At 54.6% G+C, this 17,291-nt stretch carries 20 protein-coding genes, 1 other RNA gene and 1 pseudogene; 11 read left to right on the top strand and 11 right to left on the bottom strand.

The genetic code is table 11. The features are described 5' to 3' along the window. Positions 1-97: pseudogene (locus IGQ15_RS01620) on the top strand (photosystem II protein D2); the annotation flags it as partial. A 57-nt stretch (positions 98-154) separates the two neighbouring features. On the opposite strand, the gene rfbC reads toward IGQ15_RS01620, so the two are convergent. From rfbC to rfbB, 3 genes are read right to left on the bottom strand one after another with little or no spacing between them, the layout of a single operon-like run. Then, positions 155-703, bottom strand: a complete 549-nt coding sequence (rfbC, locus tag IGQ15_RS01615; RefSeq protein ID WP_297048004.1) for a dTDP-4-dehydrorhamnose 3,5-epimerase — start codon at positions 701-703, stop codon at positions 155-157. Next, on the bottom strand, positions 672-1,583 hold the full coding sequence (gene rfbA, locus IGQ15_RS01610; RefSeq protein ID WP_297048012.1) for a glucose-1-phosphate thymidylyltransferase RfbA: 912 nt from the start codon (positions 1,581-1,583) through the stop codon (positions 672-674). Before rfbA ends, rfbC begins: the two co-directional genes overlap by 32 nt. Next, positions 1,580-2,659, bottom strand: coding sequence for a dTDP-glucose 4,6-dehydratase (gene rfbB, locus IGQ15_RS01605; protein ID WP_297048002.1), 1,080 nt, complete (start codon positions 2,657-2,659; stop codon positions 1,580-1,582). Before rfbB ends, rfbA begins: the two co-directional genes overlap by 4 nt. Before the next feature lie 103 nt (positions 2,660-2,762). Between rfbB and IGQ15_RS01600 the strand changes: the two genes are divergently transcribed. After that, positions 2,763-3,212 (top strand): nucleoside deaminase, encoded by a 450-nt coding sequence (locus tag IGQ15_RS01600; RefSeq protein ID WP_363315758.1) that lies wholly within the window; start codon positions 2,763-2,765, stop codon positions 3,210-3,212. A 6-nt stretch (positions 3,213-3,218) separates the two neighbouring features. On the opposite strand, the gene alr is transcribed toward IGQ15_RS01600, so the two are convergent. Continuing rightward, complete coding sequence (alr, locus tag IGQ15_RS01595; RefSeq protein WP_297047998.1) at positions 3,219-4,370, bottom strand: alanine racemase; 1,152 nt, start codon at positions 4,368-4,370, stop codon at positions 3,219-3,221. Between the two features lie 350 nt (positions 4,371-4,720). On the opposite strand from alr, the gene murI reads away from it, so the two are divergent. Further along, positions 4,721-5,560: a glutamate racemase gene (murI, locus tag IGQ15_RS01590; protein WP_297047996.1), complete on the top strand. Its 840-nt coding sequence runs from the start codon at positions 4,721-4,723 to the stop codon at positions 5,558-5,560. 77 nt (positions 5,561-5,637) lie between these two features. Beyond that, complete coding sequence (locus IGQ15_RS01585; RefSeq protein WP_297047994.1) at positions 5,638-6,360, top strand: Bax inhibitor-1 family protein; 723 nt, start codon at positions 5,638-5,640, stop codon at positions 6,358-6,360. Here the strand turns inward: IGQ15_RS01585 and aroC are convergent. The 6 genes from aroC to rimI all read right to left on the bottom strand — a co-directional run bounded on the left by aroC (position 6,357) and on the right by rimI (position 11,098). Then, a complete protein-coding gene (gene aroC / locus IGQ15_RS01580; protein WP_297047992.1) occupies positions 6,357-7,448 on the bottom strand; it encodes a chorismate synthase in 1,092 nt (363 codons plus the stop codon). The two genes, IGQ15_RS01585 and aroC, sit on opposite strands and share 4 nt — an antisense overlap. Positions 7,449-7,463: 15 nt before the next feature. Beyond that, entirely contained in the window at positions 7,464-7,802 is a 339-nt protein-coding gene (locus tag IGQ15_RS01575) for an iron-sulfur cluster assembly accessory protein (protein ID WP_297047991.1), read from the bottom strand. A gap of 11 nt (positions 7,803-7,813) precedes the next feature. Beyond that, complete coding sequence (locus tag IGQ15_RS01570; protein ID WP_297047989.1) at positions 7,814-8,752, bottom strand: TIGR01777 family oxidoreductase; 939 nt, start codon at positions 8,750-8,752, stop codon at positions 7,814-7,816. A 6-nt stretch (positions 8,753-8,758) separates the two neighbouring features. Continuing rightward, positions 8,759-9,235: a ChuX/HutX family heme-like substrate-binding protein gene (locus IGQ15_RS01565; RefSeq protein ID WP_363315755.1), complete on the bottom strand. Its 477-nt coding sequence runs from the start codon at positions 9,233-9,235 to the stop codon at positions 8,759-8,761. A 45-nt stretch (positions 9,236-9,280) separates the two neighbouring features. After that, positions 9,281-10,456, bottom strand: coding sequence for a transaldolase (locus IGQ15_RS01560; protein ID WP_297047984.1), 1,176 nt, complete (start codon positions 10,454-10,456; stop codon positions 9,281-9,283). Between the two features lie 99 nt (positions 10,457-10,555). Beyond that, entirely contained in the window at positions 10,556-11,098 is a 543-nt protein-coding gene (gene rimI, locus IGQ15_RS01555; RefSeq protein ID WP_297047982.1) for a ribosomal protein S18-alanine N-acetyltransferase, read from the bottom strand. 61 nt (positions 11,099-11,159) lie between these two features. On the opposite strand from rimI, the gene IGQ15_RS01550 reads away from it, so the two are divergent. The 6 genes from IGQ15_RS01550 (at position 11,160) to ald (ending at position 15,219) form a co-directional block, all read left to right on the top strand. Further along, a complete protein-coding gene (locus tag IGQ15_RS01550) occupies positions 11,160-11,537 on the top strand; it encodes a DUF2996 domain-containing protein (RefSeq protein ID WP_297047980.1) in 378 nt (125 codons plus the stop codon). Between the two features lie 7 nt (positions 11,538-11,544). Continuing rightward, entirely contained in the window at positions 11,545-12,018 is a 474-nt protein-coding gene (locus IGQ15_RS01545) for a peroxiredoxin (RefSeq protein ID WP_297047978.1), read from the top strand. Positions 12,019-12,116: 98 nt separating this feature from the next. Then, positions 12,117-12,839: a DUF928 domain-containing protein gene (locus IGQ15_RS01540; RefSeq protein ID WP_297047977.1), complete on the top strand. Its 723-nt coding sequence runs from the start codon at positions 12,117-12,119 to the stop codon at positions 12,837-12,839. 7 nt (positions 12,840-12,846) lie between these two features. Beyond that, positions 12,847-13,211: RNase P RNA component class A (gene rnpB / locus IGQ15_RS01535), an RNA gene on the top strand. 60 nt (positions 13,212-13,271) lie between these two features. Continuing rightward, the gene (gene pheA, locus IGQ15_RS01530) at positions 13,272-14,120 is read left to right on the top strand and encodes a prephenate dehydratase (protein WP_297047975.1); all 849 of its coding nucleotides are present in this window, start codon (positions 13,272-13,274) and stop codon (positions 14,118-14,120) included. 7 nt (positions 14,121-14,127) lie between these two features. Then, entirely contained in the window at positions 14,128-15,219 is a 1,092-nt protein-coding gene (ald, locus tag IGQ15_RS01525; protein ID WP_297048010.1) for an alanine dehydrogenase, read from the top strand. Positions 15,220-15,498: 279 nt separating this feature from the next. Here the strand turns inward: ald and IGQ15_RS01520 are convergent, their stop codons facing one another. Beyond that, complete coding sequence (locus tag IGQ15_RS01520; protein ID WP_297047973.1) at positions 15,499-16,356, bottom strand: phosphatidate cytidylyltransferase; 858 nt, start codon at positions 16,354-16,356, stop codon at positions 15,499-15,501. A gap of 234 nt (positions 16,357-16,590) precedes the next feature. Between IGQ15_RS01520 and IGQ15_RS01515 the strand changes: the two genes are divergently transcribed. Beyond that, complete coding sequence (locus tag IGQ15_RS01515; protein ID WP_297047971.1) at positions 16,591-17,256, top strand: sigma-70 family RNA polymerase sigma factor; 666 nt, start codon at positions 16,591-16,593, stop codon at positions 17,254-17,256. Positions 17,257-17,291: the final 35 nt, after the last annotated feature.

Below are 17,291 nucleotides of genomic sequence, written 5' to 3'. Positions count from 1 at the left end.
GAACGAGGGGATTCGCGCTTGGATGGCGCCCCAAGACCAACCCCATGAAAACTTTGTCTTCCCAGAAGAGGTACTCCCCCGTGGTAACGCTTTATAGGGCGTAATTGTATCCTCGTCTGAGTGTCCCTCTCCAGTGGGGGAGGGATTTTTTATCTCAAGCGAATAGGGGAAGTTCGTTAAAAGACTTGCCCTGCTGATCCTTGGCAGAAAGGAGGGGTTCGCTGTCGATCGGCCATTGAATGCTGACGGTTGGATCATTCCACAACAGCGTATATTCATCCCTCGGATTGTAGTAGTCCGTTGTTTTGTAGAGCACTTGGGCGGTGGCTGATTGCACCCAAAAGCCGTGGGCAAAGCCAGGGGGAATCCACAGTTGCTGGAACGTGTCTGCACTGAGCCAAGTACCTACCCATTGGCCACAGGTGGGGGAGGAACGCCGTAAATCGACTGCGACATCAAAAATTTTTCCTTCGATGACGCGAATGAGTTTGCCTTGGGGCTGTTGATGCTGGTAGTGTAATCCCCGTAGCACGCCCTGTTGTGAGGCAGAGTGATTGTCTTGGACAAAGGTCACGTCTAACCCTGTAGCGGCCATAAAAGCCCGTTGATTAAAGCTTTCTAAGAAAAAGCCCCGCTGATCGCGAAAGACATGGGGTTCCAAGAGGAGAATATCAGCGATCGCCAGCGGTTCTACCTTGAGCATGAATGCCTCCAGTGACTTCTGCCCACACCTGCAAGAGATATTGGCCGTAGCTACTTTTGCGCAAGGGTTGGGCGAGTTCATAAAGTTGCTCTGGGGTAATGTAGCCCTGATGCAGGGCAATTTCCTCTAAGCAGGCAATTTTGACCCCCTGCCGCTCCTCAAGGGTGCGAATGAAGCTACTGGCCTGTTGCAGCAGATCATGGGTACCCGTATCTAACCACGCATAGCCGCGTCCGAGCAATTCCACCCGCAGTTGTCCCTGTTCGAGGTAAAGGCGGTTGAGGTCGGTGATTTCCAGTTCTCCCCGAGCTGACGGTTGCAGTTGGGCTGCCAGATCGCACACCTGATGGTCATAGAAATATATCCCCGGCACAGCATAGTTGGACTTGGGTACCGCTGGCTTTTCCTCAATGCCGAGGACGCGGCCGCTGGCATCAAACTCAATCACACCGTATTGCTGCGGATTGGCCACCCGATAGCCAAAGATCATTGCCCCTTGGGTGAGTTGAGCGCCTCGTTGCAACTTCTTGGAAAGATCATGGCCGTAGAGAAGATTATCGCCAAGGGTGAGGCAGACGGGTTCCCCCTGCAAAAATTCCCGCCCTAGAATAAAGGCTTCCGCCAGACCATTGGGCTGAGGCTGCACACAATAGCTGAGGGATAAGCCCCACTGATGACCATTCCCCAGAAGCTTCTCAAAAAGGTAGAGGTGCTCTGGGGTAGAAATAATGAGAATCTCTCGAATCCCCGCCAACATCAAAATTGAGAGGGGATAGTAAATCATCGGCTTATCGTAGATGGGCATCAGTTGTTTACTGACCACCTGCGTTAGGGGATAGAGGCGGGTTCCAGACCCACCCGCCAAGATAATTCCTTTCATGGGCAAGGGGTTAAGAGACTGCCATAGTTGGTTGTTAGCCAAGCACTGTAGTCGGCGGTGCGCGCCGCTTCCACCCAATCTTGATGGGCAAGATACCACTGCACGGTTTTTTCGAGGCCACTGCTGAAGGTTTCTTGGGGTTGCCACCCCAGTTCCCGTTGGATTTTGCAGGCATCAATGGCGTAGCGGCGATCGTGGCCGGGGCGATCGCTCACAAAGGTAATCAAGCTGCGGTAATTCAAATCAGACCGAGGCACAAGGGTTTGCAGCAGATCACAGAGGGTTTGCACGACCTCAAGGTTGGGCTTTTCGCAGTTGCCGCCAATGTTGTAGGTTTCACCCACCTGACCCTTTTGCCAGACGGTATAGACCGCGCGGCAGTGATCTTCAACGTAGAGCCAGTCCCGCACATTTTGACCATCGCCATAAATGGGTAGCGGTTGCCCCGCCAGGGCTTGGCAGATCGTCAGGGGAATCAGTTTTTCGGGGAACTGGTAGGGGCCGTAGTTATTGGAGCAATTGGTTGTCAGGGTGGGCAGGCCGTAGGTGTGGTGGTAGGCACGCACAAGGTGATCTGAGGCGGCCTTTGAAGCGGCATAGGGGCTGTTGGGGGCATAGGGGGTGTCTTCCCGGAAGGGCGGATCCTCAGGGCCAAGGCTACCATAGACTTCATCGGTGGAAATGTGAATGAAGCGAAACTGCTCTTGGGCACTAGAGGGTAACTGTTGCCAGTAGGTTTTGACCTCTTCTAGGAGATTGGCGGTGCCGACAACATTGGTTTGGATAAAGTCTTGGGGACTATTGATGGAGCGATCGACATGACTTTCAGCAGCAAAGTGAATAACTGCATCGGGCTGAAAGGTTTGTAATAGCTCTTGAACGAGGGGGCGATCGCCCACATCTCCTTTCACAAATTGATAATTGGGCAATTGCTCTAGCATAGCCAAGGTGCCGGGGTGACAGGCATAGGTCACTTTATCAAGGTTGAGCACCGCCCCCCAGCCTTCCGTAAGGGCTAAGCGCAAAAAGTTGGCGCCAATAAAACCACCCCCACCCGTTACTAAAAACTTGATCATGGACACTCACACCCCCAGATTCTGGCTTGCATCATATCAAGACTAGACACCGATTCAACAAAAGATGTTTACTAGGAATGAACGTTTGCTCAAGCATACACTTATGGATGAATTTATGGCGGCGGCGATCGCCGAAGCAGAACAAGGACTCAGAGAAGGTGGCATTCCCATTGGCTCGGTCTTGGTGCGCAATGGCCAAATCATTGGTCGCGGTCACAACCAACGGGTGCAGCGGGGCAGTCCGATTCTGCATGCGGAGATTGACTGTCTAGCCAATGCGGGTCGCATCGGTCGCTACGAGGATACGGTGCTCTACTCAACCTTGATGCCCTGCTATCTCTGTGCGGGTGCTGTGGTGCAGTTTGGCATCAAAAAAGTCATTGCTGGTGAATCCCAGACCTTTCCGGGGGCGCGGGAGTTCATGGAAGCCCACGGCGTTGAGGTGATTGATTTGAACTTGGAGCAATGCCAGCAGTTAATGCGGGACTTTATTACGCAGCATCCCCAGCTCTGGTTTGAGGACATTGGCCAACTCACCCCTGAAGGAGAGTAGCAAAATTTAGGACACGGGAATACGCGGCAAGCGGTTCTTGAAGCCGCAGAGAATTTCCCAAGTAATTGTGCCTAGGGTGTCCGCCCAAGTCTCTACGGTTAGTCGGTCCTCGCCATCTTCGCCTAGGAGCGTAACGACATCTCCCTCTTGCAAGCCATCAATGTCACTGACATCAATCATTAGTTGATCCATCGTAATTGCCCCCACTTGGCGCACCCGTTGTCCCTGGACTAGAACTTCGAGCTTGTTGGAAAGAAGGCGGGGCACCCCATCGGCGTAGCCAATGCCAACAACAGCAATTTTCATCGCTTTCGGGGCAATGAATTGGTGGCCATAGCTAATGCCCGTATGGGCAGGAATCTCTTTCAATAGGGTAATGCGCGATCGCACTTGCATGACTGGTCGCAGCGGCACCACATCCCGTAAATGGGGGGCAGGATACACGCCGTAGAGACTCAAACCAATGCGCACCATGTCATAGTGGCTACTGCGATTGGCCAAGGTGGCTGCTGAATTGGCCATGTGACGCCGTACCGACCCCAACCCAAGGGAGGCAAGGTCTTGGCACACCTGCTCAAAATAGGCCTGCTGCTGCCGCATCAAACTGGGGTCAGGGTCATCAGCACTAGCAAAGTGGGAGTAAATGCCTTGGATACGCAGGTGAGGTAGCCGCTGCACAAACTGCACAAAACCCACTGCATCCTGCCACGGACAGCCCAAGCGAGACATGCCTGTATCAATCATCAAATGGACATCAAGGGGTTCCCGCAGATGATCGGCGTAGTCAGAGAAAATCAGGGCTTGCTTGGGTGTAGAGAGGGTGGGCTGGAGTTGCCACTCGGCCATCATCTGCACCTGCACGGGCAAATTGACGGATCCCAAGACCAAAATTGGCGCTGTAATCCCCGCCTGCCGTAGAGCAATCCCTTCGGGAATCGTTGCCACCCCGAGCCAAGTTGCGCCGTGGGCTAAAACCGTCTGTGCCACCGTGAGGGCGCCATGACCATAGGCATCTGCTTTCACCACGGCTAAAAGTTCCGTGGTTGGTGCCAGCCACTGGCGAAGATGTTGGGTATTGGCTGCCAAGGCCGCTAAATCAATTTCAATCCACGCACGCTCACACTCATGGGAACGGGTGAGCTGTTCCTGACTGAGCATTGTTTTTCCTATCCTCACACCATAATCCCCGGCAGGGGGTGACAAAACTTACAACCACGGGTGCTCTGTGATTCAATGTATAGCACTCTATGTTCGGTCTTAGCGTCAATCATTCGGTTCTTAGCAAAACCTGCTAAAGTGGCACTACAGCCCTTTCCTAAGACCTAGAGTCCATCAAGGGAATCTCACGGTTTGCAGCGTGTTTCATCCCTGTGAAAAGGGCGTTAGATTGGCTGTGGTTGCCCTCTTTCTGAACGGGGCAATCTCATTTTTGTTGGTGTGAGGTCGAGGTTCGAGTGGACAACTGGCACAAGACATCCCTAGGGCTCAATCCTCTGGGAGCGATTGGCGTGTTTGACAGTGGGGTGGGTGGCCTAACGGTTTTACAGGCACTCCAAAGCCTTTTACCCCAAGAATCGTTTCTCTACTTTGGTGATACGGCACGGTTGCCCTATGGAACTCGTCGCCGCGGTGAAATTCTCCAATATGTGCGGGAGATTCTAACCTGGATGCATTCCCACGGCGTGAAGATGGCGGTAATGGCCTGCAATACCAGTTCGGCTCTTGCCTTGACACAGGTCCGCAGTGAGTTTCCCTTTCCGATCCTTGGTTTGATTGTCCCCGCTGCTAAAATGGCGGTCACGCGGGGAAAGCGCATTGGCGTCATTGCCACCCCCGCAACTGTCAAAAGTGGTGCCTATGCCCGGGCACTTCAGGAACTCTCACCCACGGTGGCGATCGCCCAAGTGGCTTGCCCTGAGTTTGTCCCCCTTGTGGAAAGCAATTGCCTAGAGGGCGATCGTGTCCATCGCATTGTTCGTCAGACCCTAAGACCCCTAGTTGACTTTGACCCCGATACCCTCATTTATGGTTGCACCCATTACCCCCATCTGCGCCACGTGATTGAGCAGTATTTGCCCGCACCGGTTCATCACCTTGATCCTGCCCATGCGGTTGCCCATGCAACAGTGCGCAAACTAGAGGCCATGAATTTAGCGACTCCCTGCCCCCAAGGCCAAGTGCAATTTTATGTCAGTGGGATACCCGAACAGTTTGCCCAATTAGCCAGCCAATGGCTGGGATACTACCCAACGGTGGAACATCTATCCTTGAGTGTTTTAACCCAATTCTATCCGCTATTAGAGATAACCGCCCCGCCACCAGAGGTCTCCGTGGTTGTTGCCAGCTAGGTGCCCTTGGGAATTTTGGCACAATAAAACTATGCTATTTGGCTGTGTTGTCTATTCACCCCCCTTGGAGGATTCCCGTGAGTAGTACCAGTAACTTTCAAGATGCGATTCGCGAGGCGCGCAGTCATGCGATCGTTGGTCCCAATGTTATTCGCAATGCCCTACCCTTTTTGGGTGGTGGCCTCGTCTTGACGGCGGTGGGGAGCTGGGGTGGTCTGGGCGTGCTTGCTGCTGCGCCCCAACTCTTCATGCCCACGTTTATTGTGGCCATTATTGCTGAACTTGTACTCTTTTTTGTGGCCCAGGGAGCCGCTCGCAAAGGGAATAATGGGTTGGCACTGCCACTGTTGGCCACCTACAGCCTGCTGTCGGGCTATACCCTTTCGGGTTTGATTTATGTTGCCCTCAGTACCGTGGGTATTATGGGCATTATCATTGCCGCTGGGGGCTGTGGCATCACGTTTATGGCCGCTAGTCCCATTGGTTCCAATCTCTCGGAACGCGATGGCTTTGCCCTTGCCAAAACGGTACGACTGGGGATTATTGCTCTGCTGGTGGTGCTGGTTCTCCAGTTGATCTTTAGCGTCTTTGGTGTCTTTACGCCCACGTTTCTGGAAATTGCAATTTCGGGCATTGGTGTCGTGCTCTTTGTGGGGGCTGCGGTGGTGGATTTCTTTGTGCTGCCCCGTACCTACCGCGATGATCAGTATCTCTCTGCTGCCCTTTCGATGTACTTGACCTACATCAACCTGTTTATCTTTATCCTGCGGTTACTGATTGCCCTCAATCGCAGTCGCTAAAACAGCAGATGACACTGGGCATGATCCCGTAGCAGATGGTCACAGAGAACCAAAGACACCATTGCCTCGACCATCGGCACTGCTCGCGGTAACACACAGGGATCATGCCGCCCTTTTGCTGCTAAAATTGTTTCCTCGCCTGCTTGGTTGACGGTTTTCTGGGCTTGGCCAATGGTGGCGGTGGGCTTAAAGGCTACCCGCAAAATAATGTTTTCGCCATTGGAGATGCCCCCCTGAACCCCCCCGGAGCGGTTGGTGCGGGTGCGAATTCGCCCCTGTTCATCGGTGTAGAACTCGTCGTTGTGCTCTTGACCCGTGAGCAGGGTACCGGCAAAGCCGGAGCCAATTTCAAAGCCCTTACTCGCGGGTAGCGACATCACCCCCTTAGCCAGATCTGCTTCCAGTTTGTCAAAGACGGGGGAGCCCAGACCGACAGGCACGTTGCGAACCACACACTCAATGACGCCGCCAATGGAGTTGGCCTGCCGCCGCACCTCATCCACAAGGGCAATCATCTTTTCGGCGGTGACGGCATCGGGACAGCGCATGATATTGGCCTCAACGGCAGCCGCTTCCACGGTATCAGGATCAACAACGGCTTCAATGTCCTTGACCCGCTTGACGTAGGCGATGATTTCAGTGCCAGCGACTTGAGCCAGAATTTTGCGGGCGATCGCCCCCGCTGCAACCCGCCCAATGGTTTCCCGTGCCGAGGAACGCCCACCCCCTTGCCAGTTACGAATCCCATATTTACCGTCATAGGTGGCATCCGCATGGGAGGGACGATAGACCTGTGCCATTTCGGCATAATCTTCGGGGCGAGTGTCCTTGTTGCGCACCAAGATGGCAATGGGCGTGCCGAGGGTTTTGCCCTCAAAGACGCCGGAGAGAATTTCACAGCGATCGCTCTCTTGGCGAGGGGTCGTGAGACGACTTTGGCCAGGGCGGCGGCGGTCCAGTTCCTTTTGAATATCCGCTTCCGATAGCTCCAAGCGAGGAGGGCAGCCATCCACCACCACCCCCACACCGCCCCCGTGGGATTCACCAAACGTGGTGACGCGAAATAGATGCCCAAACGTATTGCCCATAGTAATTTCTGAAACCTACGATCCGCTCACCCGAAAGGCCATGCCACAGCCACAAGTTTGACTGGCATTGGGATTGTGGAAGCGAAAAGCGCCCCCCATTAAGTCTTCGATATAATCCACCCGCAACCCCCGCAACATCTCAGCCGCTTCAGCCGCGATCGCGATCGTCCAGCCTTGGGACTGGGTGAGCAAATCCGCTGGCTCGGGTTCGGTCACAAGGGCAAGATCATAGCGCCAGTCACTGCACTCACTGGGTTGCACCTGAATCCGCAGAATGGCTGCTTGGCCTCGACTGACGCCGTGGGCTTGGAGACGTTCCAACTCTTGAATGGCTGCGGGGGTCAATTCCACCATGTTGCACAAAACTAGCGGGAATCATCAGTATATCGTGGTTTGAGGAGGTTGATTAGAGCCGCCTTGGCGTTGGGGTAGTCAAATTGAAAGCCCGTAGCCAGCGTCCGCTCCGGTAAGACCCGCTGCCCCTTGAGCACCACATCGGCGCCTTCCCCTAGCAGCAGTTGGAGGACGGGGGCTGGCACAGGCAGCCACGAGGGGCGTTGCGTCACCTCTCCTAATACACGGCAAAAGTCGGCCATCCTCAGGGGCTCTGGGGCGGTGGCATTGTAAACCCCCTGCATGCCCACTTGATCCACTGCGGTCAGAATCAGGCGCACTAAGTCCTGCTGATGGATCCACGAGAACCACTGCTGACCCGAGCCCAGGGGACCCCCTAGATATAACTGAAAGGGCAATAGGAGCTTGGCCAGCGCCCCCTGCTCGCCGAGGACAATGCCAAAACGGAGAATCACTAACCGCACCCCTAAATCCGTTACCCCTTGGGCAGCCGCTTCCCAGTCCCTACAGACCTTGGCTAGAAAATCATTTCCCGCTGCATGGGTTTCGACAAATGTTTCTGTATCGCTAGTGCCGTAGTAGCCAATCGCAGAGGTGGAGACCAACACCTGCGGTCGCTGTTGACATTGGGCGATCGCCTGCACCAACTGCTGCGTCCCCACCACGCGACTCTCATAAATCTCTTGCTTGCGCTGAGCTGTCCAACGGCCATTGGCTAGGGGTTCACCCGCTAGGTTAATCACCGCATCCGCCCCCTCAAGGGCAGCAAACCAGTCCGCGGCGGCTTTGGGGGTGTAGCCCACCCATTCAACATGGCGAATGCCAGCGAATTGCTTGGCGGCTTTCGCCGGAGAGCGCACTAGAGCAACCACGTGATCGCCGCGATCGCTCAGGACCCTGATGACCTGTTGCCCGACAAACCCAGTAGCACCGGTTACGACGACTCTCATAGATGTTTATTCATGGGTTGCGCTAGACATTTTCGCCTCAAGGGCTGCCACCATGGGTTGCCACTCTGTGCCGTAGCGTTCCCGCAGGGCGTGCCAAGCCGCCACTTGACCTTCGGCGTATTCACCGGGTTTACCCCATTGCAAAAAGGCGCTGAGGACAGACTTTTCATTGGCATCGAGAAAGCGAATGGCGTAGGTGGGAAAGTTACCCCGCTTGGCTTGCCCCTCTTCAAAGCGAATTTTGACCACCTGATCCATATTCAGGTGAAACTCAAAGTCCTCCGTGTGCATATTGGCGTAGCGCCCTTTGGGCAGTTCGGCATAGAAGACCTTGGTGAGGGGCGATCGCACCTCCAAAACGGCAACATCGTTGGTAACGACAAGGCGTAGTAGCCCCAGTTGCTTACAGTCACTGAGGAATTGCTGAAAGGAGGGAGAAAGATCGGACATTGTTGGTGCATCAGTCACGAACGCTTCTTCCACTGTGACGCACAGGAGATGCCGATGCAAGCCTGCCAATTTAGCGCTCTATTTCGCCTTAGCCAAATGCAGCACAACTCCCAGACCCGCGCCCATATCCTCTGGCGTGACCTTACCATCGTGATTGGCATCGAGGGCATCAAACACTGCATCAGTTCCCAACCACTCTTCGCGGGTAATAATGCCATCGCCATCGAGGTCATAGACATGAAAGAGTTCTTCTGCTGCATGGGTGAGGGTTTCAGCGCCTTCAAGGCGTGCCAGTCGCTGCGTCAAGAGATCCTCAAGGGTCTCCAGTGCCTTGGTGAAGCCCTTAATGCCCTCATCCAGTTTTTCACTAGCCATCTCATCAGCCGCGTGCATCTTGCGGAAGGTGGCTTCATCCATAGCGACTTTTTCAAGGTCAAGGGTAGCAGCGATCGCCGGATCCAACTTGCGTTTTAGCTCACCACTGGTGTTTTGCAGCTCTTGCAACAGTGCCGGTGAAATCGTCAGCAGATCACAGCCCGCCAGTTCAATAATTTCGCCAATGTTGCGGAAGCTGGCGCCCATCACTTCGGTAGGATAGCAGAATTTCTTGTAGTAGTTGTAGATTTTGGTTACGGAAATCACCCCTGGATCCTCAGGGCCGGGATACTCGGCACGACCCGTTTTTTTCTTGTACCAGTCGAGAATGCGCCCAACAAAGGGGGAAATCAGTGTCACACCCGCCTCAGCGCAGGCGATCGCCTGATGGAAGCCAAACAGCAGGGTTAAATTGCAGTGAATGCCCTCTTTTTCGAGAATTTCGGCAGCGCGAATGCCTTCCCAGGTCGAGGCAATTTTAATCAGCACGCGATCGCGCCCCACGCCGGCGGCTTCGTATTGGCCAATCAACTCCCGCGCCTTTTGCACGGTGGCTGCTGTATCGTAGGAGAGCCGCGCATCCACTTCCGTTGAGACCCGACCGGGGATAATCTGCAAAATTTTCAAGCCAAAGGCCACCGCCAAGCGATCCACAGCAAGGGAGACAATCTCACGGGGAGTGGCACCAGACCCCAAATCCGCTTTGGCTTTGCGCAGGGTTTCATCCACAATGGGCTGGTACTCCTTCATTTGGGCAGCAGCCGTAATCAACGAGGGATTCGTGGTGGCATCACGGGGGGTGAATTTTTCGATGGCGAGGATGTCTCCCGTATCAGCGACCACCACTGTCATTTGTCGCAACTGTTCCAGCAAGTTCATGAGACAGGTCTCCCAAACGTGTCCCTTTCATTATCGTTCGCCAGCCCAAGGGTCAGTGAAAGCATCGTAACAAAGCGCAATATGTCATCCCTAGGTTCTCTAGGTGCGATCGATAAGCGACCAACCTTGCGCCTCGACCCGCGATCGCCAGTGCTGCCAGTGCTGCTGAAGTTCTTGACCCGTTTCCAGGGTATTGAGGTGATTGCGCCAAAGAATCAGGGCATCCTCTTGGGGGTTCTCGTAGTAGTGGGGACGCCGTCCAACCAGTTCAAAGCCAAAGTGCTGATAGAGTCCTTGGGCCGCTTCATTACTGGCCCGTACTTCCAAAGTTGCCCACCGGCGATCGCCCCCCTGATGTCCCAGTTGCAAGAGCCGACACAGCAGTAACCCTGCCAACCCCTGCCGCCGGTACTGCGGATGCACCATCAACAGCACAAGGTGCAATTCATCGGCAATCCCCCAGCTCACGCCACACCCCCGCACCTGATCAAGGGTGGTCACCACCAGCAGCGTATGTTGCGGATTCTCCAACTCACGGGCATAGCCTTGGTGCGACCAAAAGCCCCCCAGACACACCTGATCCAGTTGAACAATGCTATCTAAATCCTTAATCGTTGGGCGTCGTAATTCTAATTGCCCCATGGCCGTTGCCTGCAAAGGAGAGTGCTATCATGCAGAGGAAATGGTACCGTGTAGCAGCGCTATGGCAGAAGAGACGCCCACCCAAGCCCCCAAAAAAGAAAAGCCCCCCGCCATTGAGGATAAACCCTTTGCTGAGTTTATTAACGAAGCTTTTTTACCTGCTCTCCAGAACGCTCTCAGCACCAAAGTGGGGGATGTGAGTCTGCGCCTAGAGGAGAATACCGTGATGGGTGAGTGGGGCAAGGGAATGTATCAGTTTCGCCTCTACTTCCTAGAGGGGGATATTCAAGGGCCAAAGGCCTTTGTCTGTAGCAGCGGTGGCATTGCCCCCAGCACCATTGAGCCATTTTTGGGGGATGAGCGCAAAGTAACGCTTGATCTACTAGTCTTTGGGGTGATGCAGCGCCTGAATGGCCAAAAGTGGTTGGGAGGCAATTAGGGAGGATATGGCTACAGCAATTCAAGTGGGCGATCGCGCCCCTGATTTTGAACTGACGGCTGCCGATGGCCGCAAGGTGAAGCTCTCCGACTTTCGTGGCAAAAAGAACGTTGTCCTCTACTTTTACCCCGCCTCAGAAACCCCCGGCTGCACCATTCAAGCCTGTGCCTTCCGCGATGCCTACAGTATCTTTCAAGAACTGGGCGCTGAAGTGATTGGTATTAGTGGTGACCCCCTGGAGCGACAGCAGGGCTTCCAGAAAAATCACCAACTCCCCTTTCTTGTCCTCAGTGATCCCGGCAACAAAGTTCGCCAGCAGTATGGTGCCTCTTCTCTCTTTGGCCTCTTTCCGGGACGGGTCACCTATGTCATTGATCAAGAGGGCGTGGTGCGCTACGTTTTTGACTCCATGCTCAACTTCAAAGCCCACGTGGACGAAGCGCTCAAGATTTTGCACCAGTTGGCCAGTGCCACTGCCTAAAACAAGCGATCGCAATCACACCCCAACAGTAAGCGAGTTCACTGCCAAGGCCGAGTCCCTAGGGCTAGGGTAGAGCCATTCCTCTTAGGAGTTTGGCCATGCGTTCCTACCTTGCCCTTGTGCCTGCGGTGACCCTCTTTCTGTTGCCCCTTAGTTCTCTCAGCTTTGCTCAGGCAACGCCCCCTGGGGTGAGCCAACATTCAAGTCTTGCAGCGCGTCTGCGGGCAAATCTGCCAAACCGTGGTGTTCCCGGTAGTCGCTTTGGTGGGGCAACCCGTGGTGCCTGTGTTAGCGGCAGTGAACGTTTAACGGCATTGCTCCCTGATACCCACCTTGGCCAAACTGCTATGGCGACACCCACCCTCTTTGTTTTTGTGCCTAAGAGCAAAGCCATGCAGGGGGAAGTGGTAATTGCTGATGCCGAGCATCGTCCCCTAGCAACAAGGGTGGTGGATCTTCCCGCTGAACCGGGGATTCTGGCGCTGAAGCCTAATGTGCAACTCCAACCCGGCCAAGACTACCGCTGGACATTCACCCTGCTGTGTGGCGCTGATGCCGATGATCCCTCCGCTTTTATTTCCGTCAGTGGCGTGATTTCGCGGGTGCAGCCGGCCACGGATTTGGCGAAGCGACTTCAGGGCAAGAGTGGGGGCGATCGCCTTGGGGCAGCGGTTGATGCAGGTCTTTGGTACGAAACCTTGGCGATTTTGGCCGAGCTGCAAGGAAATGAAGCCACACGAAACCTAGCTCGCAGTGAATGGGTCGCCGTATTATCTGCCGTTGGTCTCGGGAGCATTGCCCAAGCGCCTTTAGTACAATAAAACAGAATGAGTTAGCGCGGTGGTTGCGGGAGTCTCTGACTCCTGAGGAAAGTCCGGGCTTCCCAAAGACCAAGCTTGCTGGGTAACGCCCAGTGCGGGTGACCGCGAGGATAGTGCCACAGAAATATACCGCCGATGGAGGAAAACCTCACAGGCAAGGGTGCAACGGTGCGGTAAGAGCGCACCAGCAACATCGAGAGGTGTTGGCTCGGTAAACCCCGGCTGGAAGCAAGGTGTGCTAGCGCCAAGGAACCAGGGTTGGTCTTTTCCCCAGTTCTTTGCTAGCCAGAGCCGCTAGAGGCACTTGGTAACAAGTGTCCCAGATAGATAACCACCCTTTGAACAGAACCCGGCTTACGTCTAACTCATTCATTGAGAATCCCCTTGGGAGGATGTGTCCTTGAGTCTTTGCCCCCCCTGTCTGGATCATCTATGGTGAAGCTGGGTTATCTTGGCCCAGTGGGCACCTACAGTGAAGAAGCGGCTCAAAGCTACGCCCAATGGCGACAGGGCGAACCCCTGACACTGATTCCCTTGACGACGATCGCTGGCTGTTTGGAGGCGTTGGCCGCTGGCGAGCTGGACTTGGCCTTAGTCCCCAGTGAAAACTCCGTTGAGGGCAGTGTCAACATTACCCTTGATTCGCTGTGGCGATTGGATACGCTGCACATTCAGCACGCCTTTATCCGCCCCATTGTCCATGCCTTCATTGCTCAAACCACCGATTTCGCCCAAGTTCAAGCGGTCTATTCCCATCCCCAAGCTCTCGGGCAGTGCCAGCGCTGGTTACAAGCCCATCTTTCCCATGCTCGCCAATGTCCTGTGACCTCCACCGCCGAAGGGCTGCAATACGTGGCTCAATCCGATCGGGTGGGGGCGATCGCCTCTGTGCGGGCAGCCCAACTCCATCAATTACCCATTGTCGCCATCGAAATTCAGGATATTCCCGACAATTGCACGCGGTTTTGGGTGGTGAGTCGCCAACAGGGGAACGGCTGGCCACAGCCGGGGGATACCCACACCTCCATTGCCTTTAGCCTTAAGGCCAATGCCCCCGGTGCCCTGCTCAAGGTGCTGCAACTGTTTAGCGATCGCCAGATTAACCTCAGCCGCATTGAATCACGCCCCAGCAAACGTGCCTTGGGTGATTATCTCTTCTTTGTTGACCTAGAGGTGAATGGTCGCCCCGATATGGTGGCTGATTGTCTGCTAGCTCTGAAGGACGCTACAGATGTGTTGAAAGTCTTTGGTAGTTATCAATTTCTAGACCTCGGAGAATAGATTGGCCATGCGTATCGGTGTCCCCAAGGAAATTAAGGATCAAGAATTCCGCGTCGGTCTAACGCCAGCGGGGGTACAAAGTCTGCGGGAGCGTGGCCACGAGGTTCTCATTGAAAGTGGCGCGGGGGTGGGTTCAGGTTTCCTCGATGAGGCCTATGTTGCTGCAGGTGCCCAAATTGTGTCCACAGCTCAAGCCGCATGGGATGCCCAACTGGTGGTCAAAGTTAAGGAACCCTTGCCCTCGGAGTATCGCTATTTGCGTTCTGGCCAACTGCTCTTCACCTACTTGCACCTTGCCGCTAGTCGTGAGCTAACGGTGGCGCTGCTGCAATCGGGAGCAACGGCGATCGCCTACGAAAGTGTTGAAGAAACACACCATCACCAACGCAGCTTCCCGCTGCTAACCCCCATGAGCATGATTGCTGGTCGCTTGGCAGTGCAGTTTGGTGCCCGCTTTCTAGAGCGTACCCAAGGGGGACGGGGGGTCCTCCTCAGTGGCATTCCGGGGGTGCGGCCGGGGCGGGTTGTCATTTTAGGGGGCGGGGTCGTCGGCACAGAAGCGGCGCGGATGGCCGTGGGTTTGGGGGCACAGGTGAGTATTCTCGATATTAATGTCGAGCGTCTAAAGTACCTAGAAACCCTCTTTGGCGCACGGGTGGAGTACCTCTACAGCAGTTCTCACCTCATTGGTGAGCTACTGCCCCAAGCAGACTTAGTGATTGGTGCGGTCCTTGTGCCGGGTCAGCGTCCCCCCTGTTTAGTGCCCAAGTCCCTTGTGCAAACGATGCGCCCCGGAGCAGTGATCATTGATGTGGCCGTGGATCAAGGGGGCTGTGTGGAAACGCTGCGACCCACTACCCACTCCAACCCCACCTATACTGCCTTTGGTGTGGTTCACTATGGCGTGCCCAATATGCCAGGAGCGGTGCCTTGGACAGCCACCCAAGCCCTGACGAATAGCACCTTGCCCTATATTCTTTGCCTCGCCGATCATGGCGATCGCGCCCTTGAACTCTCCCCTGCCCTTGCCAAGGGTCTAGTGGTCAAGCAGCACCATTTAGTCCATCCCGATGTGCGGGTGGTCTTCCCCGATCTTTAGGAAGGCGATCAAGCACCTCTGGACAAAAATACTCTCCCATCTCAGCAATTTGGCCAAAGCCAAATGCAGTGAGGTTTTGAGGAATTTCTAACAGATTTGGAGGTGCTTGAATTTTCCCGAAAGTCGCCTCTGGAGGGCATTTGGCATCTTCACCGATCAGAGATCCAAAAATTTTACCGCAACAAACAAATCAAAGTTGGTAGGTGCTTGAAAATGATCTGTGCTATGGTAGCTCTAAACAGCCGCCTAGGGGGGCGGAATGGAAAGTGGAAAGAAAATTTACTGACATAGGGGCAGTAGCAACGTCACAAAGTAAAACACAAGGGGGGCCGTAAAAACATAGCTATCGGCGCGATCCAGAATGCCGCCATGCCCCGGAATCAACTGGCCAGAGTCCTTGACCCCGGCATCTCGTTTCATCATTGACTCCGTTAAATCTCCCAATAGACTGGCAATGCCAATCATGAGACCAAACATTGCCCCCAAAAGCCAAGGGAGTGGCCAGCCGAGGGAATGCGCTCCCCAAAGAGCAACGCCTAAACTCCCTAGAACGCCAAACACTGCCCCTTCTACAGTTTTCTTGGGGCTGATGTGGGAAAGCCGTGTCCGGCCAAACAGCTTACCAACAGCATAGGCACCAATATCTGCCGCCCAAATACAGACAAAGGCCAAGAGGGTCACCTGCAACCCCAAGGGCAAAGCGGTGAGTTGAAACTGCTCTGGCCAAAATCCCCCTAAAGGTAATGTTGCCTCTTGCTCTAGCCCCCGCAGGCGCACCCAATAGCTCGGCAAATAGCCACCGTAAAACAACCCCATGATTGAGGTGGAAATATCGGCGATCGAGGCCAGCTTGGGTTGAAATAGCAAGTAGAAGCAAATGAAGGTACCTGCGACGGGAAAGACAGCATCGGCAAGGTCTGGACGCAGCAGCGAGGTGATGAGGAGCACTTGACTAACCACAAGGGTGGTTTTAGCAGCCGGCGCACTCCCTTTGGCACGGGCGAGTTCAAAGTATTCCAGTTGGCCCAGATAAATCAGTGCCCCAATGCCCAGACAAAAATACCAACCGCCTAGAAAGGTCAGCAGCAGCACAAGAGCGATCGCGATAAGTCCACTGGCAATGCGGATCCAGAGCATGGGGGTGGGGAGTTACATTGAGCCGCGCGTTGAGTGTTTGCGTAGCGCGTCCAAAGAACGATCGCCGCTACAATAAAAAGTTTAATCTAAATTTACCAACGTTAAGGGAACATTAACAGACGCGCAGCCGCAACAGGATGCATGGCCATGTCCTTGGCAAGCTATAACGGATCAGGGAACATCATAGGGGCAAGGGCGTCATGAAAAGCGATTGGTCTGAGGTCGAGTGTATCCATGACATCCAGTCTTCCCCTTGCTTGGACGCGTGTTGAGGAGACCAGTGCTCGGGTGACGCTGCCGCTGACAAGACTTACACCCCAAGAGTTGGTTGTCCGCTGTCAAGCCGGCAGAACCCCCGATCGTGCTGCCTTTACTGAATTGTTGCGGCGATACCAATCCCATGTGGAGCGAATTATCTATCACCTCGCGCCCGACTGGGACGATCGCGCCGACCTTGTGCAAGAAGTCTGGATTCGGGTCTATCGCAACATTCACAAACTGCAAGATGCCAGCAAATTTCGGGGTTGGCTCAGCCGCATTGCCACCAACTTGTTTTACGATGAGTTGCGCAAACGCAAACGCCATCAACCGCCCCTGTCGCTGGATGCACCCCTGAAAACCCAAGAGGGTGAAATGAATTGGGAACTTGCCGCCAGTGATGCCAGTCCCGATGACCGGTTGCGCACAGATGAATTCTATGATCAATTACGGCGGGCGATCGCCAACCTACCGGAAACCTTTCGGACAACGATTGTCCTGCGGGAAATTGAAGGCCTCTCCTACGAAGAAATTGCCCAAATCACTGGGGTTTCCCTCGGAACCGTGAAATCGCGAATTGCCCGTGCCCGACAGCGACTGCAACTAGAACTCCAACCCCACCTCGATCTCCCTTCAACCTGATGCGAATCACCCCTACTCTTTTCCTGCAAGAACAG

Origin of the sequence: Thermosynechococcus sp. M98_K2018_005 (assembly GCF_015295825.1) — a bacterium.
Lineage (GTDB): Bacteria > Cyanobacteriota > Cyanobacteriia > Thermosynechococcales > Thermosynechococcaceae > Thermosynechococcus.
This window is presented reverse-complemented; position numbering and strand designations above follow the sequence as displayed.